This window comes from Amycolatopsis sp. NPDC114505 (genome assembly GCF_055633615.1).
The window spans coordinates 1,405,879-1,430,255 of record NZ_JBVKDV010000003.1 but is presented as its reverse complement, the minus strand read 5'-3'; the positions used below and the strand labels follow the sequence as shown (position 1 = coordinate 1,430,255).

The 24,377-nt window shown below is 72.5% G+C and carries 31 protein-coding genes; 14 read left to right on the top strand and 17 right to left on the bottom strand.

Going from position 1 to position 24,377, the window contains the following annotated elements:
• The first annotated feature begins 58 nt into the window (after positions 1–58).
• Together ACZ7OU_RS35890 and ACZ7OU_RS35885 are read left to right on the top strand one after the other, a co-directional pair.
• Positions 59–1,375 carry an MFS transporter gene (locus ACZ7OU_RS35890; protein WP_470258644.1) on the top strand — a complete coding sequence of 439 codons (1,317 nt, stop codon included), beginning with the start codon at positions 59–61 and terminating at the stop codon, positions 1,373–1,375.
• Positions 1,318–2,670, top strand: a complete 1,353-nt coding sequence (locus tag ACZ7OU_RS35885) for a carotenoid oxygenase family protein (RefSeq protein ID WP_470258643.1) — start codon at positions 1,318–1,320, stop codon at positions 2,668–2,670. The genes ACZ7OU_RS35890 and ACZ7OU_RS35885 overlap by 58 nt, the downstream gene beginning before the upstream one ends.
• A gap of 43 nt (positions 2,671–2,713) precedes the next feature.
• Here the strand turns inward: ACZ7OU_RS35885 and ACZ7OU_RS35880 are convergent, their stop codons facing one another.
• Both ACZ7OU_RS35880 and ACZ7OU_RS35875 read right to left on the bottom strand, forming a co-directional pair.
• A complete protein-coding gene (locus tag ACZ7OU_RS35880) occupies positions 2,714–3,274 on the bottom strand; it encodes a class F sortase (protein WP_470258642.1) in 561 nt (186 codons plus the stop codon).
• Positions 3,275–3,278: 4 nt separating this feature from the next.
• Positions 3,279–4,049, bottom strand: a complete 771-nt coding sequence (locus tag ACZ7OU_RS35875; RefSeq protein ID WP_470242770.1) for a choice-of-anchor P family protein — start codon at positions 4,047–4,049, stop codon at positions 3,279–3,281.
• A 424-nt stretch (positions 4,050–4,473) separates the two neighbouring features.
• Here ACZ7OU_RS35875 and ACZ7OU_RS35870 point away from each other — a divergent pair, with 424 nt between their 5' ends.
• Together ACZ7OU_RS35870 and ACZ7OU_RS35865 are read left to right on the top strand one after the other, a co-directional pair.
• A complete protein-coding gene (locus tag ACZ7OU_RS35870) occupies positions 4,474–5,313 on the top strand; it encodes an LLM class F420-dependent oxidoreductase (protein ID WP_470258641.1) in 840 nt (279 codons plus the stop codon).
• Positions 5,314–5,446: 133 nt separating this feature from the next.
• Positions 5,447–5,743: a DUF1540 domain-containing protein gene (locus ACZ7OU_RS35865; protein ID WP_364606988.1), complete on the top strand. Its 297-nt coding sequence runs from the start codon at positions 5,447–5,449 to the stop codon at positions 5,741–5,743.
• Here the strand turns inward: ACZ7OU_RS35865 and ACZ7OU_RS35860 are convergent.
• Both ACZ7OU_RS35860 and ACZ7OU_RS35855 read right to left on the bottom strand, forming a co-directional pair.
• A complete protein-coding gene (locus tag ACZ7OU_RS35860) occupies positions 5,733–6,095 on the bottom strand; it encodes a hypothetical protein (protein ID WP_470258640.1) in 363 nt (120 codons plus the stop codon). The two genes, ACZ7OU_RS35865 and ACZ7OU_RS35860, sit on opposite strands and share 11 nt — an antisense overlap.
• A gap of 24 nt (positions 6,096–6,119) precedes the next feature.
• Complete coding sequence (locus ACZ7OU_RS35855) at positions 6,120–6,716, bottom strand: SRPBCC family protein (protein ID WP_470258639.1); 597 nt, start codon at positions 6,714–6,716, stop codon at positions 6,120–6,122.
• 114 nt (positions 6,717–6,830) lie between these two features.
• Between ACZ7OU_RS35855 and ACZ7OU_RS35850 the strand changes: the two genes are divergently transcribed.
• Positions 6,831–7,463 (top strand): TetR/AcrR family transcriptional regulator, encoded by a 633-nt coding sequence (locus tag ACZ7OU_RS35850; RefSeq protein WP_470242766.1) that lies wholly within the window; start codon positions 6,831–6,833, stop codon positions 7,461–7,463.
• Here the strand turns inward: ACZ7OU_RS35850 and ACZ7OU_RS35845 are convergent.
• The 3 genes from ACZ7OU_RS35845 to ACZ7OU_RS35835 all read right to left on the bottom strand — a co-directional run bounded on the left by ACZ7OU_RS35845 (position 7,453) and on the right by ACZ7OU_RS35835 (position 10,409).
• A complete protein-coding gene (locus tag ACZ7OU_RS35845) occupies positions 7,453–7,926 on the bottom strand; it encodes a hypothetical protein (RefSeq protein ID WP_470258638.1) in 474 nt (157 codons plus the stop codon). The genes ACZ7OU_RS35850 and ACZ7OU_RS35845 overlap by 11 nt on opposite strands.
• 36 nt (positions 7,927–7,962) lie before the next feature.
• Entirely contained in the window at positions 7,963–8,280 is a 318-nt protein-coding gene (locus tag ACZ7OU_RS35840) for a hypothetical protein (protein WP_470242764.1), read from the bottom strand.
• A 149-nt stretch (positions 8,281–8,429) separates the two neighbouring features.
• A complete protein-coding gene (locus ACZ7OU_RS35835; RefSeq protein WP_470258637.1) occupies positions 8,430–10,409 on the bottom strand; it encodes an MGH1-like glycoside hydrolase domain-containing protein in 1,980 nt (659 codons plus the stop codon).
• Between the two features lie 230 nt (positions 10,410–10,639).
• On the opposite strand from ACZ7OU_RS35835, the gene ACZ7OU_RS35830 reads away from it, so the two are divergent.
• Positions 10,640–11,671 carry an ion channel gene (locus ACZ7OU_RS35830; RefSeq protein ID WP_470258636.1) on the top strand — a complete coding sequence of 344 codons (1,032 nt, stop codon included), beginning with the start codon at positions 10,640–10,642 and terminating at the stop codon, positions 11,669–11,671.
• Between the two features lie 100 nt (positions 11,672–11,771).
• The gene (locus ACZ7OU_RS35825; RefSeq protein ID WP_470258635.1) at positions 11,772–12,182 is read left to right on the top strand and encodes a hypothetical protein; all 411 of its coding nucleotides are present in this window, start codon (positions 11,772–11,774) and stop codon (positions 12,180–12,182) included.
• Between the two features lie 645 nt (positions 12,183–12,827).
• Here ACZ7OU_RS35825 and ACZ7OU_RS35820 read toward each other — a convergent pair.
• Positions 12,828–13,253: a pyridoxamine 5'-phosphate oxidase family protein gene (locus tag ACZ7OU_RS35820; RefSeq protein WP_470258634.1), complete on the bottom strand. Its 426-nt coding sequence runs from the start codon at positions 13,251–13,253 to the stop codon at positions 12,828–12,830.
• 34 nt (positions 13,254–13,287) lie between these two features.
• Positions 13,288–14,235 carry a substrate-binding domain-containing protein gene (locus tag ACZ7OU_RS35815; RefSeq protein WP_470258633.1) on the bottom strand — a complete coding sequence of 316 codons (948 nt, stop codon included), beginning with the start codon at positions 14,233–14,235 and terminating at the stop codon, positions 13,288–13,290.
• An 81-nt stretch (positions 14,236–14,316) separates the two neighbouring features.
• On the opposite strand from ACZ7OU_RS35815, the gene ACZ7OU_RS35810 reads away from it, so the two are divergent.
• Positions 14,317–15,171, top strand: a complete 855-nt coding sequence (locus ACZ7OU_RS35810) for a LysR family transcriptional regulator (RefSeq protein WP_470258632.1) — start codon at positions 14,317–14,319, stop codon at positions 15,169–15,171.
• A 23-nt stretch (positions 15,172–15,194) separates the two neighbouring features.
• On the opposite strand, the gene ACZ7OU_RS35805 is transcribed toward ACZ7OU_RS35810, so the two are convergent.
• Together ACZ7OU_RS35805 and ACZ7OU_RS35800 are read right to left on the bottom strand one after the other, a co-directional pair.
• Positions 15,195–15,761 carry a VOC family protein gene (locus tag ACZ7OU_RS35805; protein WP_470258631.1) on the bottom strand — a complete coding sequence of 189 codons (567 nt, stop codon included), beginning with the start codon at positions 15,759–15,761 and terminating at the stop codon, positions 15,195–15,197.
• A gap of 322 nt (positions 15,762–16,083) precedes the next feature.
• Positions 16,084–16,206 (bottom strand): hypothetical protein, encoded by a 123-nt coding sequence (locus ACZ7OU_RS35800; RefSeq protein WP_470242756.1) that lies wholly within the window; start codon positions 16,204–16,206, stop codon positions 16,084–16,086.
• A 99-nt stretch (positions 16,207–16,305) separates the two neighbouring features.
• Between ACZ7OU_RS35800 and ACZ7OU_RS35795 the strand changes: the two genes are divergently transcribed.
• Positions 16,306–16,908, top strand: coding sequence for a hypothetical protein (locus ACZ7OU_RS35795; RefSeq protein WP_470258630.1), 603 nt, complete (start codon positions 16,306–16,308; stop codon positions 16,906–16,908).
• 9 nt (positions 16,909–16,917) lie between these two features.
• On the opposite strand, the gene ACZ7OU_RS35790 is transcribed toward ACZ7OU_RS35795, so the two are convergent.
• Genes ACZ7OU_RS35790 through ACZ7OU_RS35780 form a run of 3 tightly spaced genes read right to left on the bottom strand, consistent with a single transcriptional unit; the run spans position 16,918 to position 19,285 of the window.
• Positions 16,918–17,265, bottom strand: coding sequence for an STAS domain-containing protein (locus ACZ7OU_RS35790; RefSeq protein ID WP_470242754.1), 348 nt, complete (start codon positions 17,263–17,265; stop codon positions 16,918–16,920).
• Positions 17,262–18,488, bottom strand: a complete 1,227-nt coding sequence (locus ACZ7OU_RS35785) for a PP2C family protein-serine/threonine phosphatase (RefSeq protein ID WP_470258629.1) — start codon at positions 18,486–18,488, stop codon at positions 17,262–17,264. The genes ACZ7OU_RS35790 and ACZ7OU_RS35785 overlap by 4 nt, the downstream gene beginning before the upstream one ends.
• Entirely contained in the window at positions 18,485–19,285 is an 801-nt protein-coding gene (locus tag ACZ7OU_RS35780; protein ID WP_470258628.1) for an alpha/beta fold hydrolase, read from the bottom strand. Before ACZ7OU_RS35780 ends, ACZ7OU_RS35785 begins: the two co-directional genes overlap by 4 nt.
• 99 nt (positions 19,286–19,384) lie before the next feature.
• On the opposite strand from ACZ7OU_RS35780, the gene ACZ7OU_RS35775 reads away from it, so the two are divergent.
• Entirely contained in the window at positions 19,385–19,750 is a 366-nt protein-coding gene (locus ACZ7OU_RS35775) for an ATP-binding protein (RefSeq protein WP_470258627.1), read from the top strand.
• A gap of 70 nt (positions 19,751–19,820) precedes the next feature.
• Entirely contained in the window at positions 19,821–20,240 is a 420-nt protein-coding gene (locus ACZ7OU_RS35770) for a TOBE domain-containing protein (RefSeq protein ID WP_470258626.1), read from the top strand.
• On the opposite strand, the gene ACZ7OU_RS35765 is transcribed toward ACZ7OU_RS35770, so the two are convergent.
• On the bottom strand, positions 20,206–21,027 hold the full coding sequence (locus tag ACZ7OU_RS35765; protein WP_470258625.1) for an alpha/beta fold hydrolase: 822 nt from the start codon (positions 21,025–21,027) through the stop codon (positions 20,206–20,208). The two genes, ACZ7OU_RS35770 and ACZ7OU_RS35765, sit on opposite strands and share 35 nt — an antisense overlap.
• 65 nt (positions 21,028–21,092) lie before the next feature.
• Here ACZ7OU_RS35765 and ACZ7OU_RS35760 point away from each other — a divergent pair, with 65 nt between their 5' ends.
• The 3 genes from ACZ7OU_RS35760 (at position 21,093) to ACZ7OU_RS35750 (ending at position 23,643) form a co-directional block, all read left to right on the top strand.
• Complete coding sequence (locus ACZ7OU_RS35760) at positions 21,093–21,914, top strand: helix-turn-helix domain-containing protein (RefSeq protein WP_470258624.1); 822 nt, start codon at positions 21,093–21,095, stop codon at positions 21,912–21,914.
• Positions 21,915–21,996: 82 nt separating this feature from the next.
• Positions 21,997–22,341, top strand: a complete 345-nt coding sequence (locus ACZ7OU_RS35755; RefSeq protein ID WP_470258623.1) for a nuclear transport factor 2 family protein — start codon at positions 21,997–21,999, stop codon at positions 22,339–22,341.
• A gap of 210 nt (positions 22,342–22,551) precedes the next feature.
• Complete coding sequence (locus ACZ7OU_RS35750) at positions 22,552–23,643, top strand: S1 family peptidase (RefSeq protein ID WP_470258622.1); 1,092 nt, start codon at positions 22,552–22,554, stop codon at positions 23,641–23,643.
• Between the two features lie 3 nt (positions 23,644–23,646).
• On the opposite strand, the gene ACZ7OU_RS35745 is transcribed toward ACZ7OU_RS35750, so the two are convergent.
• The gene (locus ACZ7OU_RS35745; protein WP_155547145.1) at positions 23,647–23,913 is read right to left on the bottom strand and encodes a GlsB/YeaQ/YmgE family stress response membrane protein; all 267 of its coding nucleotides are present in this window, start codon (positions 23,911–23,913) and stop codon (positions 23,647–23,649) included.
• A 91-nt stretch (positions 23,914–24,004) separates the two neighbouring features.
• Positions 24,005–24,376 carry a hypothetical protein gene (locus ACZ7OU_RS35740; protein WP_470258621.1) on the bottom strand — a complete coding sequence of 124 codons (372 nt, stop codon included), beginning with the start codon at positions 24,374–24,376 and terminating at the stop codon, positions 24,005–24,007.
• Position 24,377 lies beyond the last annotated feature (1 nt).

Sequence of the window (24,377 nt, the reverse complement as noted above, 5' to 3'; positions counted from 1 at the left end):
CGCGGCTAGGCGAAAACCACCGACGCGAACGACCCGCCCCGGCCGCGACGCTGGCGGCATGGGAACGCGATGGCTGCCACTGGCCGCACTGGCGACGGCCCAGTTCCTCGTGGTGCTCAGCACGTCGATCGTCAACGTGTGCCTGCCGGCGATCCGCGCGGGGCTGGGCCTGTCGGGAACCGGGCTGTTCTGGGTGGTCAACGCCTACGTGCTGACGTTCGGGGCGTTGCTGCTCCCGGGCGGGCGGCTCGGCGACGTCGCCGGCCTGCGCCGGATCTTCCTCGCCGGCGCGAGCCTCTTCGCGGCGTCGTCGCTGGTCGCGGCGCTCGCGCCGGATGCGGCCGTGCTGATCGCGGCGCGCTCGCTGCAGGGACTCGGCGCCGCCCTCCTGGCCCCGACGGCACTGGCACTGGCCCTGCGCCGCTACGACGCACCGCGGGAGCGGGGTGTCGCGCTCGCGGTCTGGGGCGCGGTGTCGGGGGCGGGCGGGGCCGCGGGCGTCCTGCTCGGCGGTGCGCTCACCGGCTTCTTCGGCTGGCGCTCGGTGTTCGTGCTGCTCGTGCCGGCGGCGCTGGCGGTCGTGGTGGCGGTGTGGCGGCTGGTCGAGCCGGTCCCGGCCGCCGGCGGACGGCTCGGGGTGGCGAGCACGGCCACCGCCGCCCTCGGTCTTCTCGCCCTCACGTACGGGCTTTCGGGCCCGTGGCCGGTGGCCGTGGCGGGAGCCGCGCTGCTCGCCGCGTTCGCCGTCCTCCAGCGGCGCGTGGCCGACCCGCTGCTCCCGCCGCGGATGACGCGGGTGGCGTGGCCGAACCTGCTGATGACGCTGCTCGGCGCGATCTGGCTGGGGCTGTTCTACTTCCTTCCCCTCTACCAGCAACATGCGCTCGGCTACGGGCCGCTGGAGATCGGGCTGACCCAGCTCCCGCTGGCCGTGCTGATCATGACGTCCTCGTGGGCGGCCGCCCGGCTCACCCGGCGGATCGTCCTGCCCGCGGGCCTGCTCGTGCTCGCGGTGGGGCTCGCGTGGCTGGCCCGGGCGCCCGCCGGCGGGACGTTCCTCGCCGACCTCCTCGGCCCGACGCTGCTCATCGGCGCGGGAATGGGCGTCGCGTTCGTCCGCATCACCGCCCTGGCCTCGGCCGGAGTGCCGCCGGCGGACAGCGGCCTGGCCGGCGGGCTGGTCAACGCGACCCGCCAGCTCGGCGGCGCCGTCGGCCTCGCGTTCCTCACCCTGCTCCCGACCGCCGGCGTGGTCTTCCTGACCTGCGCCGGCCTGGCCCTGCTCACGTCCGCGCTCTCCGGAAAGGCGAACCCGCCATGGACCTCCCCAAGCCCTACCTCACCGGCCACTACCACCCGGCCCCCGACGAGCTGACCGCGTTCGACCTGACTGTCCACGGCACGCTGCCGCCCGAGCTGACCGGCCGCTACTTCCGCAACGGCCACAACCCGAAACCCGGCGTGACACCCACGCACTGGTTCCGCGGCGCGGGCATGCTGCACGGCATCCGCCTCGCCGGCGGCCGGGCCGAGTGGTACCGCAACCGGTGGGTGAAGACGCCGTTCCTCGACGGCGTGCCGTTCACCGGCACCGAGCTCGAGGTCAGCGCCGCCGCGACGAACATCATCTTCCACGGCGGCAAGTACCTCGCCCTGCAGGAGGCCAACCTGCCGTGGGAGGTGACCGGCGAGCTGGAGACGGTCGGCGTCCACGACTTCGGCGGCAAGCTCACCAGCGCGATGACCGCGCACCCGAAGGTCGACCCGGTCACCGGCGAGCTGCACTTCTTTTCCTACAGCCCGTTTCCGCCCTTCCTCGTCTACCACGTGGCGGACGCGGCGGGGGAGATCGTCCGCACCACGACGATCGACGGCGCCGGCCCGTCGCTGATGCACGACTTCGCGATCACCCGTGACCACGCGGTGTTCCTGCACTCGCCGGTCGTGTTCGACTACGCCGAGCAGTCCGGCATCCCGTACCGCTGGCACGACGACGCGCCGCTGCGCATCGGCGTGCTCCCGCGCCGCGAGCCCGGCGACGTCCGGTGGTTCGACATCGACAGCCGGGGCGCGATCCTGCACGTCTCCAACGCCTACGTCGACGCCCGCGGCCGCGTCGTCCTCGAATGCCCGCGGTTCGACCGCTCGGCGTGGGAGTCGTCGTGGAAGTGGTGGGTCGGCGCGCCCGGGTACGCCGACACACCCGCCATCGGGAGCACCTTCCACCGCTGGATCCTCGACCCGGCCACCGGCCGCGCGACCGAGGAGCGGCTGGACGACCTGGTCACCGAGTTCCCCGCGATCAACGACGACCACACCGGGGCCGAGTCCCGCTACAGCTACGCGATCGGGTTCCCGGGCGCGGGGCTGACGGGGTACCACACGGTCAAGTTCGACACCCGGACCGGCGAGCGGCAGCTCTACGACCACGGCCCGGGCCGCATGCCCGGCGAAGCGGTCTTCGCGCCCGCCGCCGGGGCGACGCGCGAGGACGACGGCTACCTGCTGACGATCGTCAGCGACGTCCGGACCGACTCGTCCCAGCTGCTCGTGCTGGACGCGTCCGATCTCACCAAGCCGGCGGTGGCCGCCGTCGACCTGCCCCAGCGGGTGCCGGCCGGACTCCACGGGCACTGGATCCCCGAGGAGTCCCGAAGAGAACTGACGTGAAGCTGCTGGACGGACGTCCACGTCCTGCTGACCCAGCTCGGCGTCACTTCTTGAGCTTGGCGTACACGATGACGTTGTCGAGGTAGTTCCGGTTCGCCGCGTCGTACTTGCCACCGCAGGTGATCAGGCGCAGCTCGGCGTCGGAAGTGTTGCCGTACACGGCTTCCGTCGGGAACTCCTTCTTCGCGATCTGGTCGACCTTCGTCACCTCGAACGTCAGCTTCCCGCCGTCGGCGCGGTCGACGTGCACGGGATCGCCCGGCTTCAGCTCGTGCAGCCGCCAGAAGATGCCCTTGCGGTGGTCGCCGTCGATGTGGCCGAGGATCACCGCGGGCCCGATCTCACCGGGCGTCGGGCCGTACTCGTACCAGCCGGCCTGCAGCGGCTGGTCGACCGGCGGCACCTCGACGGTGCGGTCCGGGTTGAGCCCGAGCGACACCAGCGTCGACTTCGCGTCGATCGCGGGGACGTCGAGCGCGGTCGGCAGGGACCGCGTCACCGCGGCGGCGGGTGCCGGCGGCGGGGCGGCGGCGGGAGTCGCCGTCGCGCCGCAACCGGCGAGCAGCAGCGCGGAGACGACGACGAGGAGGGCGCGGCGCAGCATCGCCTCAGCCCTCGGTGGCGAGGCTGCCGTCGCCGGTCTGCGGGGCACCGGCGGGGACGACGACGACCTGCCCGGGCCCGGTCGGGCGCGGCGGGGCCTCGGGGGCGCGTTCCTTCGACGGGCCGCAGGTGACGGAGGCGAGCTTGACGTCGCCGCTGCCGAGCGCTCCGGTGGCCTTGCCGCCGAGCAGCTTGACGTGCAGGGCCGTCACTTCGAGGGAGCCGTCGTAGCGCTGGAGCTGCTCGTTGACGATCACCTCGGCGACGCCGGGGATGCCGAGGTGCTGGTTGGGCGAGGTCGCGGCGGGCAGCGTGCCGAGCCGGCCGAGGTTGACGCCGGCGAGGTCGCTGCTGCCGGTGACGTGCCCGTCGGCCGACGCGCAGCGGGCGCTGATCAGCCGGATCGACGGAACGCGCCCGGCGGCCGCGGCGAGCAGCGGCAGCGTCACCTCGGCGACGCTCGCCTTGGCGGCCACGGACCCGGCGCCGCCGATGACGGAGCTGCTGATCGCCTTGGCGGTGACGAGCCCCTTGAGCGGGACGTCGGCGACGCTCGCCTCGGCGGGGCCGGCGCTGCTCGACTCGGCCAGCTGCCCGGTGTCGACGGTGATGCCCTTGCCCTCGGTGAGAACGCCGGGCAGCAGGGTGACACTCGCGGACGCGCCGAAGGCGGACCCGGTGACGGCGTCGCCGGCGGTGGCGACGCCGGTGGTCCCGGCGAGGACGGCGACGGTCACCCCGGCCAGGCTCCCGGCTCGGAGCAGGGTCGTGCGCATGAAGAAAGTCCTTTCGCCGCAAGGGAAAACAGGGAGACGCCGCAACGGGACACAGCCCGGCGGCGGGGGAAGCTCGGCCACGCTACCAAAATCGCTACGCCGGGCAAGGAATCGTTGCGGCGAAGGGGTTCTCGGCGGTTCGCGAAACGTGATCTTCGGTTTCGGGGACGACACGAACCGGTCACCCGAGGGTGCGGATTTTCCGAATCCGCCGACGCGGAGTAGTGCACGCTGCGGCATTCGAGGCGGTTTGCCGGGCGATCAGACACAGAAGGGTGATTACCTGGACGGGCGGCGGCGAACACTCACAGTGATGTGACCACCACGGATGTTTGCCGCCGCTCGCGCCCGGTACGGACCGTGGTCCCCTCGCCGGATCGAGTGGTCACCGTCCTGGAGGAACTCCAGGTTTACGATCGCGATCATGCGATTCGCCATCAAAACCTCGCCCCAGAACACCGAGTGGGCGGACATGCTCGCCGTGTGGCAGGCCGCCGACGAGATCGACGTGTTCGAGTCCGGCTGGACCTTCGACCACTTCTACCCCATCTTCTCCGATTCGACCGGGCCGTGCCTGGAAGGCTGGGTCACGCTCACCGCGCTCGCGCAGGCCACCAAGCGCCTCCGGCTGGGCACGCTGGTCAGCGGGATCCACTACCGCCACCCGGCGCTGCTCGCGAACATGGCCGCGACCCTCGACATCGTTTCGGGCGGCCGCCTCGAAATCGGCATCGGCGCCGGCTGGAACGAAGAGGAGTCCGGCGCCTACGGCATGGAGCTCGGCTCGGTCAAGGAACGCAGCGACCGCTTCGAAGAGGGCTGCGAGGTGCTCGTCGGCCTGCTGACCCAGGAGACGACAACCTTCCAGGGCCAGTACTACCAGCTGGCCGACGCGCGCAACGAGCCGAAGGGCGTGCAGAAGCCGCACCCGCCGATCTGCATCGGCGGCAGCGGCGAGAAGCGCACCCTGCGCACGGCCGCGAAGTACGCCCAGCACTGGAACTTCGTCGGCGGCACGCCCGAGGAGTTCGCCCACAAGCGCGAGGTGCTGCACCGCCACTGCGCGGACGTCGGCCGCGACCCGGCCGAGATCACGCTGTCCTCGCACGTCCGCCTCGGCCCGGACGGCGACTACGCCAAGGTCGCCGCCGAAGCGGAGGCACTCGGCGAAGCGGGCCTCGACCTCGCGATCGTCTACCTGCCGCCGCCGCACACCCCGGCCGTGCTGGAACCGCTGGCGAAGGCCCTGGAACCGTTGCGCTGACCGACACCGCGAAACTCACCCGGGCGTGCGGAGTGGATCACCCGGCCGAGTTGCGGCGAATTGCGCGACCCCGGACCCGGTGGCAGCGTCGGGAAATCCGAACTGTTTCCCACCACGGATCCAGGAGTCACGCATGACCACCACCGAGATGCCCGCCGTCCACGAATGCACCGTCAGCGGTTGTTCCTACAACCACGACGGTTGCCACGCCTTCGCGATCACCGTCGGCGGCGACAACGGGTCCGCCGACTGCGGCACCTTCGTGCCGCTGAACACGAAGGGCGGCCTCGACCGCGTCGTGGCCCAGGTGGGTGCCTGCTCGCGGGCCGACTGCCGGCACAACTCGTCGCTGGAGTGCACGGCTTCGAGTGTCCGGGTCGGACCGGGCGAGGGTGCGCACTCCGCCAACTGCCTCACCTTCACGAAGTAGCGGCACCCGGCGCCGGTCGGTTCTCGACCGGCGCCGCGGTGCGCCGCCGCACGAGGTGCAGCCCGGCGGCGGCCACGACGCCCGCCACCGTGATCACTCCGGTGGCCACCGGGCTCAAAGACTTCGACAGGCTCGGCGCCGTGCTCGGCCCGAGCAGCCAGACCGCCAGCGGGATGACGTAGGCCGCCCCCGCCAGGGCGCCCCACCAGCGGGCCGCCCGCGATCGCAGGGTGCGGGCCAGCACGATCGCGACCGGGACACCGGCGATCAGCGCGAACTGGCCGAGGACGAAGATCGGGAACGCCCAAGCCGCGACGAGCACGGCCGTCGACGGGCGAGTGGGTGCAGTCATCGTCTGCTCCTTCGGGTTCCGGTGTCAGCAGTGGGCTTCGGCGGCGGTCTTGAGGTCGGCCAGCCAGCGGTCGAGACCGGGCGCGAGGTACTTGATGGCCGTGGCGGGGTCGGCCTCGATCTGGGCGCCCGTCCAGCTCTCCTCCGTGCGGACGACGACGCCGCCGCGGACCGGCGTGAACGTCCAGACGTGGACGCCCCGGTCGATGCTCAGGCCCTCGCCGATGGCCGGGCCGGTCCAGCGGATGCACCGCTCGGGCTGGACCTGGCCGACGGTGGACGTGATGACGAGCGTCGTGGCGGGGGAGGAGGGCGTCGCCGGGACCGGCGTCGTCCAGCGGAACCGCGAACCCGGGTGCAGGGGACCGGGGTCAAGCCGCTTCGCGCTGGTGACCGCGGCCTGCCAGGCCGGCCACCCCTCGACCCGGGTCTGGACCTTCCAAACGGTGGTCGGCGGTGCCTTGACGAACGTCTCGGTCTCGTAGTGCAGCCGCGCGGCGGGATCGATGCCCTGACCGCGGCAGGTCAGCGGGCTCGGGGTGGCCGCGTCCGCCGGGGCGGCGGCGACCAGGGCCGCGGCGGCCAGGGGTACGGCGAGCAGGGCGCGAGTGGTCTTGAGCATGACCTCTGTCCTCGTTTCGTTAGTGGCTCTTGCTGTAGTTAGAAGCTATAACCATGACGTGCTTAGTGTCAATAAGAAAAGTGATAGCCTCTAACCAACGGGAAGGAGCCGCTCATGACGGACGCGGGGCCGAGCTCACGCGAGCGCTACCGGGCGCAGGTGCGCGCGGAGATCAAGCAGCACGCGTGGGAGCAGATCGCCGAGGCGGGCGTGCCGGCGCTGTCGCTCAACGCCATCGCCAAGCGGCTCGGGATGAGCGGGCCCGCCCTCTACCGGTACTTCGCGAGCCGGGACGAGCTGATCACCGCGCTCATCCGCGACGCGTACCGGAGCATCGCCGACACCGTCCGCGCGGCCCACGACGGCGGAGCGGACCTGGCCGGGCTGGCGCACGTCATCCGGGACTGGGCGCGCGCGGACCCCCAGCGGTACTTCCTGATCTACGGCACACCCGTCCCCGGCTACCACGCGCCCGGCGACACGACCGCGATCTCGCACGAGGTGATGGCGGTGCTCATCGAAGCCTGCGGCGCGCGGCCGGCCGAGGCGACGGCGTCACCGTTCGACGCCCACCTGGCCGATCACCGCGAATGGGCCGGCGACCACCCGGCCCCGGCCGCGGTGCTGCACCGCGCGTTGTCGTTCTGGACGCGCCTGCACGGCGTGCTGTCCCTCGAGCTGGCCGGCCACTTCGCCGGCATGCGGTTCGACCCCGGCCTGCTGATCGACGAAGAGATCAGGGCGTGAAGCAGCTCAGCGACGGGAGCGTCGCCGTGGAGCTGTCCGACAGCTCGACGAGCCACACGAGCAGGTGGATGACGACGGCGACGACGTCGTCCGGGTGCCCGCGCGTGGCCAGCTCCACCTGGATGTCCCGGCTCGCCTGATCGTCGCCGAGGTCGGCGAGCAGGGCACGCAGCGCGGCCAGGGGCCCGGGCGGCAGCCGGTCGACGTCGACCGGCAGCGCCCGGTCGTCCGCCACCGCGATCGTGAAGACCGCCCCGGGACCGGGCCGCTTGCGGGCGCGGACCGCGGCCGCGCACCGGCCGACCAGCTCGCCGGCGACCTCGGTGTGGACGTGCGGTGAACCGGCGCGGGAGAGCACGCCCAGCGCGTCGGCGACCTCGTCGTACGTCCCGGCCATCGCGGCCCCGACGAGGTCGGCGGTGAACTGCCGGACCGGCTCGCCGGGGTCTCGGTTCTCCGTCATCCGGTCGAGGTACCCGGCCGGTCCCGGCTTAACCGCTCAGCGCGGCTCCGGCAGCGCGAACAGGGTGTGCTGGGCCGGATCCTCCGGTTCGCCGCCGAGGCGCAGGCACTTGCGGCAGGTGACCGGCAGGTCGACCGGCGTGATCTCGCCCGCCGCGCCGAGCCCCGACCAGCCCTGGTGACAGGCCGGCGCGGGCAGGGTCAGGTCGTCGAGCCACGGCACCCACGCGACCCGGTGCGCGACGCCGGACCGGCCGATCCGCAGCCGCATCCCGGTGAAGAGGCGGTGCTGCGCGGCCGCGAAGCGCTCGGGATCGACGCGGGTGACCGGGAACAGCGGGATCGGTTCGCTCACCGCTCCAGTATGCGGGGCCCGGGTGCGTGTGCGCGGTGGCCGGCCGGTCGGGGGGCGTGCCGCCCGGCCACCGCGAACGAACAAGAAGAGGGCCCCTCCGCCGCGGCTATGACGGCCGGACGGCGGGTTCACCGGTTCGGGTGACGACCTCAGCCGGCGGCCAGCCAGTCGAGGTTGATCGACCCGGTGTCACCCGCGGCGTACGACAGCGTGACCACCGGGTCGCGGCCGCTGAGCGGGACGTCGGTGAACGTCGTCGTCCCCCACGCGTCCCAGCTGTCGGAGACCTTCGGGAAGCTCACCTGCCGCAGCGGGCGGCCGTCCACCGACAGCGTCATCGTGCGGGTGTCGCTGTTGGCGTTGGCGTAGCGCACGGTGATCGCGGCCGGGGCCGAACCGCTCGACGTGCGGTGCAGCGTGAACGACGACGCCGCGCCCTGCGCCCAGAGCCCGTCGAGGAACGCGCGGCCGGAGTAGCCGGTGTGGTTCACGTTCGTCTTCACGCCGCCGGTGTTGACGGCGTCCTCGGCTTCGAGGTGACTCGGGGCCGGGCAGCCGTCGACCGTGCCCGCGGTGTCGGCGCAGCGGTCGGCCGCGTCGGGCACGTGGTCGCCGTCGCGGTCACCGGCGGCCGCGCCGGTCAGCGTGATCGCGATGGTGTGGCTCCCGCTCAGCGTGGCCGGGACGGCGTTGCCCGGCGCGGGCCGTCCGTCGATCGTGAACGAGCCGACCTGGGTGCCCGCGCCGCGCAGCGCGATCGTGAGGTTCGCGTTGCGGTAGCTGAGGTTCCGGAGGGTGACGTCACCCCAGCCGGCGGGGAGATCGGGCGCGAACGTCAGGCCGCGATCGGTGAACGTCAGCCCGAACAGGCCGGTGTGGATCATGTCGAGGAACGCGGTGGCCGACCAGGTCTGGTCGGGTTCGGAGCCCCAGTGGAACTTCACGGTGTCGCCGAGCCGCTGGTAGCCGCCGTCCACGACGCCGGTGCGGCCGTTGTAGATCTCCCAGAACCCGCTGTTGTTGTCCGCGAGCTTGGCCAGGCGCGCGGTCTCGGCCGCGAAGGCACTCTGGTTTCCCTGTCCGGCCAGCGCTTTGGCCCACAGGCCTTGCACGAGCGGCCACACGATCGCGTTGTGCCGGCCCGGTTGCGCGTCGGAGTAGCGGGCCCAGTTCGGGTAGGTGTCGGGCATGCCCCAGGGCATCTCCTGGGCGCGGGCGAGGATCGACCGGGCCTGGGCCGGGTTCGCGACGCCGAAGAGCAGGGCGAACGCCAGTCCGGTGCCTTCTTGGTAGGCGCCGCGGGTGCCGTCGGCGAGGAGCTGGTAGTCGTACAGGCCGGTCGTCGCGTTCCAGAAGCGCTGGTTGATCGCGGTCTTCAGCGCGTTCGCCTTGGCGCGGTAGCCGGCGGCTTCCGCGGCGGGCCGGCCGAGCTTCTCCGCCATGTTCGCGGCGTTGACGTACGCGGCGTAGTAGACCTCGTTGGTGCTCAGGTACATCCCGCTCGCCACGCCCGGCCACGGCATGCTCCCGGTGCTCACCGACTCGGTGGCGTCGGCGGGCGGCGCGGGGTAGCCGGCGATGCCGTCGTTGAAGAAGGACGCGCCGGTGAACAGCCCGTACGTCGCGTTGAAGCCGGCCGTGGCCGCGTGTTCGCGGATGGCCAGCGTGTTCGCCGTTGCGCGGTAGGCGTTTTCGAGGAAGGCGCCGTCGCCGGTGACGAGGTAGTGGTGCCACGCGGCGGTCGCCCAGACGACCTGGTCCCACTGCTGGTCGTCCTGCTGCACGCGCAGGGCGCCGCCGGCGTCCTTGTCGACGACCGCCCACAGCGTGTTTTCCGCCAGGGCGGGGGAGAGCAGGCTGGTCGCGTTCCAGCTGTTGATCGAGGCGTCCCGCGTCCAGGGCTGGTTGTACCCGCCGCCCGCGCGGACGAGGCCGGTGGCGGGGTCGAGCAGGCCGCTCTTGTCGTACTTCGGGTCGTAGCCGATCGTGTTGGTGCGCAACAGGTTGTCGAGCGCCGCTTGGTAGGCGGTGCCGAACAGGGCCTGGCTGGCGGGGTTCGCGAACTCGAGCCGCGGCGGGGCCGGGCTGGCGGCCGCCGGACCGGCGATCACCCCACCCGCGACAGCCACGGCCAAGAGCGTCGAACGGACCCGTTTCCTCATGCGCGTACCTCTTCCGGCGCCGGGGGACCGGCGTCATTGCACCACGGAACGCGGGTTTTTCCCTGGGAACGCGGCGATCCTGTCCGTTTCTGTCCGGCGGCGCGGGCCGCCGTCACGGTCCGGTAAAGACCGTTGTGCCTGGTAGCACCGTGTGATCGGGTGTCGGGACCCATGATCGTGTACAGCGAGGAGGACCGGTGACGTTCTTCCTCTCGCGGTGGTTCGCGCGCTGGGCGCCGAACCGGGGCTGGCTCCTGCCGGCCGCCGTCGTGGTGGTCGTGTTCGCGACGAGCTGGCCGCTGATGGCGCTGGCCGAGCCGGCCGGCAGCGAGCTGGTGCGGCCAGGCAACTACTGGTGGTACTTCGTCGTCACGACGACCACGGTCGGCTACGGCGACTTCTCGCCGGAGACGCTCGCCGGCCACTTCGTGGGCGCGTACGTCATAGCCGGCGGGCTCGCCACGCTCACGACGGTGTTCACGAAGCTCGCTTCGGTGCTGGAACAGGCGAAGGGACGGCGGATGCAGGGGACGGAGGCGGTCCGCGCGACCGGCCACACGGTGCTGATCGGGTATGCGGCCGGGCGGACCGAGCGGATCGTGGCCCAGCTGCTCGCCGACGGCGTGACCGGGCTGGTGCTCTGCGCGGAGGTGCCGGCGCACCCGATGCCGGGGCAGCCGGTGGAGTTCGTCCGCGGCGAGCCGACGGCCGCCGAGGTGCTGGAGCGGGCGGGCCTACCGCGCGCGGCGGCCGTCCTGGTCGACATGGCCGACGACAACGAGGCGCTGGCCGTCGCGGTGACGGTGGACCACGCGAGCCCGGCGTCGCACGTAGTGGTCACGCTGCGCGACCTCGAGCGGGCCGAGCTGCTGCGGTACGTGGACCCGCGGATCCGCTGCGTGCAGTGGCACACGCCCCGGATGGTGACCGAGGAGCTGACGTCCCCGGGGATCGCCGAGGTCTACGCGGAGCTGATGACAGCCGGCGGAGCGGACACGTTCTCGGTGACGCTCCCGAAGTCCCTCGGCCGCCTCCCGGCATCCCGCTGCCGGGTGGCCCTCGGCCGCGCGTACGGCGCGACGGTGCTGGCCGCGAGGGCCGGGGAAGAGCTGGTGGTGAACCCGGGCTGGGACGCGGAGCTGGCGGCGGGATCGGTCCTGTACTACGTCGGCCCCCGCCGGTTGACGGGTGGCGAAGTCGAGACGGCATTGCGGGCTCCTGAGCTGTGATTCAGGCGCTTTGTCCGAGTTTCTGAAGGCTGATGGTGGCCGGTTCGGGCCGGGGGTTGCATACTGCGACCATGGCGCGAGGGAAAGTGGAGGTCGCGCGGTGAGTCCCCGGGAGGGGCCGCCCCGCCCGAAGTTCGGCAGGATCGACCCGTACTGCCTGATGGCGGTGCTGCCGGTGCTGCTGGTGGCCGGCATCATCGGGTCGCTGGTCAACGTGGCACTGGGTCTGGGCTGCGCGGCGTTCGCGGCGCTGATCGTGCTGTTCGACTCGTGGGCCAACCGCCCATCCCGAGCGGCGGCTCCCGAGCCGGAGAGTCGCGAGCGAGCCCCTCGGCCGGCGGCGGTGCGTCCGCCGGTGCGACGCCAGGGGCCGCCTCCGCAGCGGCCGCAGGTATCGCGCGGGCAGGTGCCAAGGACGCAGGTGCCACGTGGGCAGGCACCGCGGCCCCAGGTGCCGCGAGGGCAGCCACCACGGGCGCGTCAGGCACCGCGTGAGGCGCCTTACCACTGACTGTGGGGTGAGCGGTCTCACTGAGGGCTGCGGGGCCAGTTCGCTGCGGCCGGGCGCGCTTCGCTGCCGGTGAGAGGGCTTCGCCGGCGCCCTTACCGGTGAGCGGATTTGGCCGACGGTTCACGACCGGTCGCTGTGGCCGGGCTCGCTTCGGCGCTGCCGGTGGAGGGCTTGGCCGACGGCTCACCGCCGGTCGCCGATGGCGCTCGACAGCTCGCCGTGGCGGCTGGGTGCGCTTGGCCGCTGCGAGTGAAGAAGCTGCGCCGGCACCGCTGCCGGTGAACGGTCTGGCCGACGACTCACGCCAGGGCGCTGTGGGGTGTTCAGCGCAGCCCCCGTGGCGGCGGGGTGCACTGGGCCCTCCGCTGCTGCGAGTGAAGTGCCTTCGCCGGCGACTCATCCCTGCGGCAGCGGCCCGGCCTCGTTGGGCCGCCGCTAGAGCGAGCTTCGCCGGCGTCCCTGTCGGTGAACGGTTCACGACCGGTCGCCGTGGGTGTTGGGGCGCTCCCCGCTGCCGGACCGAGGCTTCGCCGGCGGCTCCCCGCCCTCGCTGCTACCGGGCGCCGTGGCAGCTAAGCCGGCGACTCACCGCTCACCCGAGCCCGCCGTCACCCACCCCACCAGTCCGAAGTGGACACCGAACACTCAAACCGCCCCCATGTCCAGCGAAAGCCAATGCTCAGGCCGCAAGAACACGGCAACATGCTCCCCGATCTGAGTCCGCTCGAACTCCAGATACCCCGCCACCTTCTCCTCCGGCAAATACCGAGCAGCCATCTCCCAAGCCCTCTCCGGAGAATCCGGCTCCGTCCGCGTCACCGGCCCCTCGACCGACACATACCGGACCGTCGGCGAAGTCCGCTGCACCATCAGACTGAACCGCCCCGCCGCGTCGATCGCCTTCATCTTGCGCGACCCCGGCAACGTTCGCAGCCACAGCTCGCCGCCCGGGGTGTACTGGTACCACAACGGCACCGTCAGGGGTGCCCGGTCCGGGCGCTCGGTCACCGACAGTGCTCCGATGAGGGGCTCGGCCAAGAACTGCTCGCGTTCCTCCGTCGAAAGTGCCATGCGCCGGACGCTACCTCGCACCACCGACAAGAACTCACGTCTCGAGCAACGCGAACACCTCCTCGACCGCCCACAACCGCGACGACAAGCCCTGCTCGTAGTGGTAACGCAGGTACGTCTCCAGCGTCGCCCGATTGGCCGAAATCCCGTACGGCCACCAGTCCGGCCCGAACTGCGCTGCGTTGCGCTCCACCAGCGAGTTCATCCACGGCACCATCGTCGGGACCTGGTACAGCCGGCGATCGCGCCGGTAGCGGTCCGCGGCCGACGACGCCGCCTCCGAGAACAGCCGGTAGACGTCGCCGGCGCGGTCCAGCAGCTCGCGGCGGATCACCACCGCGTGCATGATCGGGAAGATCCCCGTGCGCCGGTGGTAGTCGCGCTCCAGGGGCTCGAAGTCGGGGAACAGTCGCGTCACGTCCGGGGCGCCGTCCAGCACGCACCGCGGGACGTTCGCCGAGAACAACGCGTCGATTTCGCCCGTCGCCAGCAGGTCGCTCAGCGCGCGGTCGGTCGCCGTGACCGGCACGTCGTCCGGGTGCGGGTGCGGGATGAAGCCGAACGGCGCCGACGGGTGGTCGAGCCCGCCGATCACCCATCGGTTGCGAGCGGGGTCGAAGCCGTACTCGTCGCTCAGGATTCCCTTGGCCCACACGCCGGAATCCTGGCCGTAGGTACCGAACTCGCCGATCGTGCGGCCGACGAGGTCACCCGGTCCGGTGATCCCGGAGCGGGTGTTGACGAAGACGCACGAATGCCGGAACACCCGGTTGGGGAAGATCGGCAGCGCGACGTACGGTAGGCCGGACTCCAGGAGCCGGAGGTAGAACGTCAGGCCCAGCTCGCCGACGTCGAACTCGTGCCCGCCGATCACCCTCTCGAAGATCTCCGGGAGCGTGGCGGCTGTCGTGACCTTGACGTCCGTCCGGTCGAACAGCGCCCTCGTCGTGTCGTACTCGTAGCAGCAAATGTCCAGGTCCATACCGGCGATCGTCGTCCGCCGGGTGCGGGGGAGTCCAAGTCCGGCTCGGGCGACTCGATACCGCACGGGTATCGTGTCGAGGTGGATCTGCGCGCCCTGCGGTACTTCGTCGCCGTGGCCGACGAGCGGCACGTCGGCCGGGCCGCGAGCCGCCTGCACATGACGCAGCCGCCGCTCAGCCGGGCGATCCGGCAGCTGGAGGACGAACTCGGCGCGGCCCTGTTCGAACGCACCCCCAAGGGCGTCACCCTCACGTCCGCCGGCACCGCGCTCTACGGCGAAGCGGACGCGCTCCTGAAGCAGGCCGACCGGATCCGTGGCCGGGTGACCGCCGCGGCCGGTGCGGCGACGCTGACCGTCGGCACCCTCGCCGACGCCGCCGAACACGTCGGCGGCCGGCTGGTCCCGCTGTTCCGGGAGCGCCACCCGCACGTCGACGTCCGCGTCCACGAAGCCGATCTCGGCGACCCGACGGCGGGCCTGCGCGCCGGCCTCGTCGACGTCGCCTTGACGCGAACCCCCTTCGACAGCAAGGGAATCGGCACGCAGGTACTCCGCTCGGTCCCGGTCGGGGTGGTGCTGCGGGACGACGACCGGCTCGCCCGCCGCGCCTCGATCCCGGCGTCGGACCTGGCCGGACGCCGCTGGGTGCGGCTCCCCGACGGGACCGATCCCGTGTGGACGGCCTACTGGACCGGCGGCGCGCCCGAGGACGCGGCGCCGGTGCTGCGGACCGTCCAGGAATGCCTGCAGGCGGTGCTGTGGAACGGAACCACGGCGCTCGCCCCGCTCGACCAGCCCCTGCCGGCCGGGCTGGTCGTCGTCCCGCTGGCGGACCGGCCGCCGAGCGACCTCGTCGTGGCGTGGCCCAAGGCCGGCCGGAGCCCGCTGGTCCGCGGCTTCGTCCAGGTGGCCTGGGCCGGCTACCAGGACTGACCGGAGCCGGCGGCGAGCCGGGCTCAGGCGTGGTCGGCCATGTACCGGGCGTACCAGACGGGCCATTGCTCGTCGTATTCCCCGGTTTCCTTCTCGTGTTCGCCGTGCGCGGCGGCGGCTTCGCGCAGTGCCGTCTCGAGCTTCTGCGTCGAGCTGTAGGTCACGCCGTCGACGCGGCCGGGGAAGCGGGTGGTGATCTCCTGCAGCAGCCAGGTGTTGCCGTCGGGGTCGCTGAAGGAGGCGAACGAGGAGTAGGTGCCGCGGTCGGGGTGGATGCCCGGGGCGAACGCGCCGGTGTCGTCGCGGTGGAAGACGTCGCTGACGTCGACACCCGCGCCGGTCAGCTCCTTGCGGGCGGCGTCGATGTCCTCGACGACGAGGTAGGTGCTGCGGACCGAGCCGGGGGCGGCGTCGGTGATGCCGGTGCCGAAGTGGACCGAGGTGGCGGATCCCGGCGGGGTGAGCTGCACGATCCGGGAGGTGCCGAAGGCGATGTCGGCGTCTTCGCGCCAGCCGAGAGCTTTGTAGAAGCGTTTGGTCCGGTCGGCGTCGGCGACGGGCAGGACCACGACTTCCAGCTTCATGTCCATGATCGGAACTCCTTCGTGGGGGCGAGCGGACCGCTCGAGACCACTCTCGCGCGGAACCGGCCCGTTCGTCCCCGGGAGTCACCCTGGTGGTCCCCCGGGGCCGGGTAACGGGCCGCGCCCGCTCGGCCGGGAGGACGAACGCGCGGTGCTCGACCCGGCTGCCCGCCGACGCGCGGGCGGCCCGGGCGCTCGTGCTGCGGGTCGCCTGTCTCGCCAAGGAAGGCACCTGCGCAAGATCTTCGGGAAGGTCGAGATCAGCTCACGCCGGCAGCCGCGAGACCGAGCCGGTGCCCCGGTGCGGATCGCACCGGGGCGCCGGGACTCACTGGCAGGCTTCGCAGTCCGGGTCGTCGATGCGGCAGGCCGCGCCGTCGGTGAGCTCGAAGTCGAAGTCGTCGAGCACCGGGACCACGGGGGCTTCTTCGGGTGTGGTGGTGGCAGACATGGCCCTCCCTGAAATTCGTACGGTTCCTACCCTCTGTAGCGCCCGAGATCCACTCGCATTCCGTGACGCGGGGCACACCCGGTCTGGTAGCTTCCCGGCATGCGCCTCGCCTTCGTCCGGACGCTCGCGATCTTCGCATCCCTCCTCGTGTTTTCCCTGGTCAGCCCGCCTGCGAACGCTTCGCCGCGGCCCGGCTGCGAGTGCTCGACACCGTCGATCGACCGGCTGCAGCAGTGGCTCGCGAGCGGTGAGGGCGCCACCGTCCCGCCCACCGGGAGCCTTCTCGTCCCCGATGGACACCGGTACACGGCGAAGGTGGAGTTCGTCGGCGCCGAGTGGCACGTGGCCGTCGTGTGGCTCGGCAACCAGTTCGAGGCGCAGGCCGATCTCTCGCACTCCGCTGGCTTCTGGCTGACCTACCGCGCGACCGACGACCTGTACGTCCAGCTACGCCCGGCGTCCCACTGGAGCGGCGGCGACAAGTGGCTCACGCTGGTGCCCTCGACCCGCGGGAAGCTCGTCACGAAGTTCTTCAGCTTCAAGCCGCGGGACTGGACGTCGCTGCCGGAGCTGGGCACCCCCGCGTACTCGTTCGCCTCCGCGCTGACCGAGGCCCGCGGGCTGGTCTTCGTCGGCAAGACGCCCAACCGGCTCGAGTTCCGCGGTCTGCGCATCGACGGCTACCGGCCGCCCTGCCTCTGACGAAACCCGTCAGCCGTGGGCGGAGACGGCTTCTCCGGCGGTCGGGTAGGTCGGGAAGAAGTCGGCCAGCCCGGTCAGCGCGAGCGTGCGCGTGAGCCGGGCCGGGACGGCGACCAGCGCGATCTTCGCCTCGGCCGCCTCGGCCACGTTCCGGGCCGCGATCAGGGCCGAAATCCCGCTGGAGTCGCAGAAAGTCACGCCAGCCAGGTCCACGACCAGCAGCTGCCCGGCCGTCGGTGTGAGCTCCGCGATGCGGGCGCGGAGCCGGGGCGCGGTGGCCACGTCGAGCTCTCCGCGGACGGTCAGGATCGGGCCGGTGGCCGCCGGGTCGGTCGAGGTCGAGAACGGGCTCGTCATGGCTTGTCGCCTCCGGGCAGCGGGATGCTGAACGCCAGCAGGGCGGTGTCGTCCTCGACACCGTCCCCGAAGCCGGCCAGCAGGGCGGTGACCGCCTCGATCACCGCCGGGGCGGTGGTCGGGGCCAGGCCGGTCAGATCGGTGCGCAGCTGCTCCTCGCTGTAGCGAGTGCGGCCGTGCGTGCGGGCTTCGGTCAGCCCGTCGGTGTAGAGGAGCACGGTATCCCCGGGCTCCAGGCGCACGTCGACGGCGGTGAACCGCGCGCCGGGCAGGGCGCCGACCAGCTGGCCGCCCCGGATGGTCAGGAACGTCGCCGTCCCGTCGGCCCGGATCAGCAGCGCCGGCGGGTGGCCGCCGCCGGCCAGGGTGACCGTCGCGCTGTCGCCGTGCGGGCGGATGCGGCCGTGGACGACGGTGCAGTAGCGCGGGTCGGTGCCGTGGAACTGCCGGTTCAGCACCGTGTTGAGGGTACCGAGCGCGACGGTCGGGTCCGGGTCGTGGACCGCGGCGGCCCGCAGCGTGTAGCGCGCCAGCGACGTCACCACCGCGGCCGCGGCGCCCTTGCCCGAGACGTCGCCGAGGAAGAACCCCCACGTGTCGCCGGTGACCGGGAACAGGTCGTAGAAGTCGCCGCCCACCTGGTCGGCCGACGCGGGGTGGTAGTACGCGGCCACCTGCATCCCGGGCACTTCGGCCAGTGCGGGCGGCAGCAGCGTCTGCTGCAGCGTTCTCGCCAGCCGCTGGACCCGGTCGCGTTCGCGCTCGGCTTCGTCGCGCGCCCGCAGCAGTTCCCGTTCGTAGGCGCGCCGGTCGCTCGCGTCGAACACCGTGGTGCGGATCAGCTGCGCCTCGCCCTCGGAGCCGGTCTTGACCGTCGAGGTCACCAGCACCGGCAGCCGGCCGCCGCCCGCCGTCTTCATCTCGAAGGCGACGCCGCCGAGCTCGCCCTGCATGCGCAGCAGCGGCGCGAAGTGCGTCTCGTGGTACAGCCGGCCGCCGACGGTGAGCAGGTCGGAGAACCGGCGGCGCCCGACGACTTCGTCGCGGTCGAGACCCAGCCAGCCGAGCAGCGTCGCGTTGATCTTCGCGATCGTGCCGTCCAGCAGCGTCGAGAGGTAGCCGCAGGGAGCGTTTTCGTAGAGGTCCTCCGCGCTGTCCTCCAGCAACGCCGAAAACGCCGGACCGGCCTTCTCCCGGTCGCTCTGGCCGGCTTCGCACATCATGGGCCGCTCACGAACGCGGTGATCGCGGCCGCGGTGGCTTCGGGGGCGCTCAGCTGCGGGCAGTGCCCGATCGCGTCGAGCGTCACCAGCCGGCTGCCCGCGATCCGCTCGTGGGTGAACCGCCCGACCTCCGGCGGCGCGATGGCGTCGCTCGCGCAGTCGAGGACCAGCGTCGGCACGGAGACCTTCGCCAGGTCGGCGCGGTTGTCGGAGAGGAACGTCGCCCGTGCGAAGACGCGCGCGATCGCGGGATCGGTGCGGCAGAAGCTGTTCGTCAGCTCCTCGCCCAGCTCCGGGCGGTCCGGGGTGCCCATGATCACCGGCGCCATCGCCGCCGACCAGCCGAGGTAGTTCGACTCCAGCGCCTCGAGGAGCTCGTCGATGTCCTCGCGGCTGAACCCGCCGCGGTAGTCGTCGTCGTCGAGGTAGCACGGGGACGGCGTCAGCAGCACCAGCTTCGCGAACCGGTCCGGCTCGCGGTTGGCGGCCAGCACCGCGATCATCGCGCTGACCGAGTGGCCCACGAGCACGACGTCCCGCAGGTCCAGTTCGTGGCACAGCGCCAGGACGTCGTCGGCGTACCCGTCGAGCGAGCCGTAGCGCTCCGGGGTCCAGGCGGACAGGTCGGACTGCCCGGCACCGGTGTGGTCGAACAGCACCACGCGGTACCGCTCGGCCAGGTCGGGAACGACGAGGCGCCACAGGTTCTGGTCGCAGCCGAAACCGTGGGCGAGCAGGACCGTGGGCCCGGTTTCGCGCCCGGTCACGACCACGTTGTTCCTGGTGCGCATGCTCACCGGGCACATCCTGCCACCCGGGCAGCGGCCGCGTGGGCCGAGCCGTGACTTGTTTGCCCACTGCCGGAAGTGGGTAAGACACCAAGGTTTCGAAGGAGTGTGAAGACGATCCCGACGCGCGAGCTCGGCACGGGTGCGGACCAGCAGGCGCAGGTCCGGGCGTGGGCCCAGGACCTGCTGGCCGGCTTGGCGCCGGACAGCCTCGCCGACGCGGTGCAGGTGCTCGACGAACTGGTGTCCAACGCCCTGTGCCACGGTGCCCGCCCGGTCCGGGTCCGGCTCGCCCGGGACGCCGGCCACGTGCGGGTCGAGGTCACCGACGCCAGCCGGCACCCGGCGCGGCCGCGGCGGCCCGACCTCGACGGCGGGCGGGGCCTGCTGCTGGTCGACGCGTGTAGCCGGCGGTGGGGACAGTGGCAGCACGACGCCGGCAAGACCGTCTGGGCCGAGCTCGCCGTGGGCTGACCCGTTCCGGTGACCCGTTCCGGTGACCCGGTGAAGTGCGCCGGTCCCGGCGCGCGGCTAGGGTCCCGCCATGGCTCTGAGCATCCGCAACCAGCTCGGCGGCACGGTTTCCGCCGTGACGCCGGGCGAGGTGATGGCGACCGTCAAGACCCGCCTGTCCGGTGGGCAGGAGATCACCGCCGCCGTCACCCGCGAGGCCGTCGAGGACCTCGGCCTCGCGGAAGGAACGGCCGTGCGCGCACTGGTCAAGTCGACCGAGGTGTCGCTGGCGACCGGGCCGGTGACCGGCATCAGCATCCGCAACCAGCTGCCCGGCCGGGTGACCGCCGTCGCGACCGGGGGTGCGATGGCGGCGGTGAAGGTCGCCGTCGACGGTGGTGAGCTCACCGCGTCGATCACCCGGGAAGCCGTGGCCGAGCTGGGGCTCGAAGCGGGGACCCCGGTGGTCGCGCTGATCAAGTCGACCGAGATCTCCCTCTCGACCGACTGATTCGGCCACTGTTCAGCGTGGGCGACGCGGTGAAGGCCAGCAGTGCTTCGGCGATCCGCGGCGGGTCTTCCAGCATCGGCGAGTGACCGACACCGGGCAGCGGCACGACCCGCGCGCCCGGCACCGCGCGGTAGGCCGCGAGGGCGTCCGAGGGCCGCCACCGCCGGTCCTCCTCGCCGAAGAGCACCAGCACCGGCGTGCCGAGCGCGCGCAGCCGGTCCGGGATCGCCTGCCGTGCCAGGTATTCGACGCTGCCCCGCTGGCTCTCGGTGAACGAGGTGAAGGTCATCCCGCGCACGTCGTCCACGAGCGACGCGGGAGCTTCGTAGCCGGGGCGGCTGAAGGCCGAGCTCATGGCCTGCCGGATCTGCTCGTCGGTCAGCCGCGCCCACTGCCCGGCGTCGAACCCGACCTGCGGGCCGGTGTAGGTGTCCAGGCTCGGCCCGCAGTTCACCAGCACGAGCGCGGAAACCAAGGCGGGCCGCTGCTCGGCGAGGGCGGTGGCGACGAGGCCGCCACTGGAGTGGCCCACGACCACGGCGGGCCCGACGCCGAGCCGGTCCAGCTCCGCGCCGGCCCGCCCGGCCTGCTCGGGGACGCCGTACGCGGCGTCGTCCGGCTTCGGCGACCGTCCGTGGCCGAGCAGGTCGACCCGGACCACGCGGTGGGTGCCGGTCAGCCGGGGGAGCAGCTCGTCCCACGAGCGGACCGAGGACGCGGACCCGTGGACCAGGAGGAGGACCGGGGCGTCGCGGGGGCCGTCGTCGGTCACGTGGAGGTTCGTCATGGGCCGACTCTCGCCGGTCGGGGAGGCCGGTGGCTTGGACGAATGTTCCGCGTAGCTTGGGATCCATGGGGCCGGACGAAGAAGCACTCTGGGACGTCGCGCTCCCGGCGTCGCCCGGCCGGCTGCCCGGGGTCACGATGGCCGGGTTCGCCGACCGCGGCCGCACCCCGGCCGGCCTCCGGCTGATCCCGCCGCCGGCCGTGACCGTCGCGCTGGTCTTCGGCCCCGGTTCCGTCGTCCTTTCCGGCGCGGCCGGGCGGGGGAGTGTCGTCGCGGGGCTCGGGTTCGGCCCGGCCCGGCTGGTCCGGGCGGTGGACTTCGCCTGCGTGCAGGTCCGCCTGCCGCCGGTGGTCGCGGGCCGGGTCCTCGGTGTCCGCCCGGACGAGCTGAGCGGTGCCTTCGTCGCCCTCGACGACCTGTGGGGCCGGGAGGCGGCCCGGCTCGCCGAGCGCCTGAGCGAGACGTCCTCGTGGGAAGAGCGGTTCGCGCTGACGGACGCGGTCTTCGCCCGCCGCGCCGAGGCGGGACCGGCGGTCGACCCCGAGGTCGCCTGGGCGTGGGGCCGGCTGGTCCGGACCCGCGGCCGGGTCCGGGTGGAGCGGCTGGCCGCCGAAGTCGGCTGGAGCCGCAAGCGCCTGTGGTCGCGGTTCCACGCGCAGACCGGCCTCCCGCCCAAGCGCGCGGCGCGGCTGGTCCGCTTCGACCACGCCGTCCACCGCCTGGTCGCGGGCCAGGACGCCGCCCGCGTCGCCGCCGACGCCGGTTTCGCCGACCAGTCCCACCTGCACCGCGAGGTCCGGGCGTTCACCGGGATCACGCCGGCGGCGGTGGCGGGCGAACCGTTCCTGACCATCGACGACCGGGCGTGGCCGGCCACCCGCGCGTGACGGCGATACCCCCTGTTTTCGGTATGGGCACCGGTTCCGGCGGTCCGTAGCTTCGGCGGGAGGACGAGGGAGGGAACCCGCGGTGGTCAGCGCGTCGGAACTGTTCCCCATGGCCGACCGGCAGGCGGTCGGGGCGAGGTTCGCCGAGGACGCCACGATGGTGTTCGGCGACGGCGCCCCGATGTACGGCCGGGCCGCGATCGAGGCGGGCAACGCGGCTTTCTTCGCCACCGTCAAGGGGTTGAGCCACCACGTCCGTCGCGAGTGGACGGTCGGTGACACCGCCATCGCGGTCACCGACGTGACCTGCACCCGGCTCGACGACCAGCGCGTGACGCTGGCGGCGCTCTCCATCTGGCGCGTGGGCGCCGACGGTCTGATCGCCGACTTCCGCGTCTACGCGGACCTCGCGCCGGTGTTCGCCTGAGGAATCGCGGTCCGTCACGGTGCTGTCCGGTTACTGTGCGCGGGGCGAATTGTCCGATACCTATCTTTTGTCCTGTACGACGAAAGTCGGTACCCCCGGCCCCGGCCGCGGGTCACGCTCGGGCGCACCGGAACACCCACCGCGACCGGCGCGGCCATCCCTCGCGCCGGCTCTGTCGTGAAAACGAGCCCCGTGAAAGCGAGTACCGGCATGCGCACAAGACACTTGCTCGCCCGCTCCGCCACGACCCTGGTGGCCGCCGCCGCGGTCGCCGGCTTCCTGACGAGCCCGGCCACCGCCGTCACCATCGACGGCTACGCCCCCGACGTGCAGCGCGACGCGGTCGCCTCCCTCGCGGCGGACGCCGGGATCAGCGAGTCCGCCGCCGTCGCGGTCCTGCGGACGCAGGCGGCGAGCGTCGAGACCCTGCACCAGGTCACCGCCGCGCTCGGCGCCCGCGCCGCCGACGGTTACCTCGACGCGGCCGCGAAGCCCGTCGTGAACGTGCTCGACCAGGCCGCCGCCGACCGAGTCACCGCGGCCGGCGCGCAGGCCCGGGTGGTCAAGCACTCGAGTGCCGCACTGGCCGGCGCCCAGGAGACCCTGCAGGCGCTGCCCGCGGTCGCGCACACGTCGGTCGGTCTCGACCCGAAGACCAACCAGGTCGTGCTGACCGTGGCGGACGCGGCCCGCGGCACCGACGCCTTGCTGAAAGCCGCTTCGGCGCTCGGCGACCGCGTCCGGGTCGAGCGGATCGCGGGCGAGCTGCACGCCGCGATCTACAACGGCGAAGCCATCACCGGCGGCGGCACCCGCTGTTCGGCCGGCTTCAACACCAACCGCGGCGGCGTGAACTACATCGTCGACGCCGGCCACTGCACGCGCGCGGTGGCGACGTGGAACGTCGGGCCGTCGCAGGGTTCGAGCTTCCCGGGCAACGACTACGGGCTGATCCGCAACAACACGGGCAGCGCACCCGGCGCGGTCACCCTGTGGAACGGCTCGACGCAGCGGATCAGCTCGGCCGGCACCGCGACGGTGGGCCAGCGGATCAGCAAGAGCGGCAGCACCACGCACCTGACGTCGGGCTCGGTCACGCGGACGAACGTGACCGTGAACTACGCCGAAGGCTCGGTGTCCCAGCTGATCCAGACCAACGCGCTGGTCAACCCGGGCGACTCGGGCGGCTGCCTGTTCGCCGGCAGCGTCGGCCTGGGCATCACGTCCGGCAAGGGTTCCGGGACGTCGTTCTTCCAGCCGGTCGGCGAGGCGCTGAGCGCGTACGGCGTGGCGCTGAACTAGCGGCTAGTCGCGGCGGCTCCGGCCGAACGCCATCCGGTAGATCACCAGGATGATCAGCGCACCGAGGACCGCGAGGCCCCACGTGCGCAGGTCGAAGAAGGTGCCGAGGTCGGTGTGGAACAGGGTCTTGCCGACCCAGCCGCCGACGAAGGCGCCGCCGATGCCGAGCAGGATCGTGATGATGCAGCCGCCGGGGTCCTTGCCCGGCATGAGGACCTTCGCGATCACACCCGCGATCAGTCCGAGCACGATCCAGCTGATGACGCCCACGGGTGCCTCCGTCCGCCTGTCTTCCTGACGGCACAGGATGGCAGGCGGACGGCACCCCGGCGCGGTGAGCCACGCCGACGTGACGGGCGTCTCAGCCGGCGAGCGGCCGGTACCCGGAGCACAGGACGCGCAGCCAGCCGATCTCGCCGTCGCGCGCCGTGTAGTAGGCCTGCTGTTCGACGAGGTGGTCGGCGCCGTCGCGCTCGACCCGCAGCCGGTAGGTGACGTGCCCGCGGTCCGCGACCCGGCCGGTGGTCACCGAGCACAGCTCGAGGATCGTCCGGCCGGGACCGAACCAGTGGCCGAAGATCACGTCGTCGACGATCTCCGCCGGGTCCGAGGCCGTCCAGTGGCGGCCCGGGGTGAGTGCGGCGAAGTCGACCTCGCCGGCCAGCACGGCCCGCAGCGCGGCGGAGTCGCGGGCCGCGAGAGCACGGGCGAACCGTTCGCCTTCGGTGGTCATG